At 64.8% G+C, this 696-nt stretch carries 1 pseudogene; it reads left to right on the top strand.

The features are described from left to right. Window positions 1–65: 65 nt before the first annotated feature. Window positions 66–696 (top strand): annotated as a pseudogene (locus V8324_RS22195) (transposase); the annotation flags it as partial.

The following is a 696-nucleotide window of genomic DNA, read 5'->3' as shown; positions in this document are numbered from 1 at the left end:
GACCTGCCCCCCGGAAGTTCCCTCGCTCTGATGTAGAGTCTGCCCAACCTGAAGGAGCAGACGACATGAGGAAAAGCCGGTTCACCGAGGCGCAGATTATCGGGATGATCAAGGAACAGGAGGCCGGTATGCCGACGGCCGAGCTGTGCCGGAAGCACGGGTTGAGCCCTGCGACGTTCTACAAGCTGAAGGCCAGGTATGGTGGGATGGACCTGTCTGACGCGAAGCGGCTGAAGCAGCTCGAGGATGAGAACGCGAAGTTGAAGCGGCTGCTGGCGGATACGATGCTCGACAACGTCGTGCTGAAGGACCTCCTGGGAAAACCCTGACGACGCCGATGGCGCGGCGGGATGCAGCGCTCCGGGCGATGCGGGATCATGACATCTCGCAGCGCCGGGCCTGCGCCCTGGTCGGTGTCGATCCGAAGACGGTGCGGCGCGAGCGCCCGCCCGACAACCCGGACATCCGCAAGGAAATGGGTGAGATCGCCGAGAAGCGGCGGCGGTTCGGCTATCGCCGGATCGGCATCCTGCTCGAACGCAAGGGGATCACGATGAACCACAAGAAGCTCTACCGCCTGTATCGGGAGGAAGGCCTGTCGGTCCGCCGCAGACGCGGCCGCAAGCGCGCTCGCGGCAGCCGGTCGCCGATGCCTGTGGCCTTGCGCCCCAACCAGCGCTGGTCGATGGACTTCGT

Source organism: Roseovarius sp. D22-M7 (assembly GCF_037083785.1).
Taxonomy (GTDB): Bacteria; Pseudomonadota; Alphaproteobacteria; order Rhodobacterales; family Rhodobacteraceae; genus Roseovarius.
The sequence above is the reverse complement of the archived record's forward strand: the minus strand, read 5'-3'. Positions and strand labels throughout refer to the sequence as shown.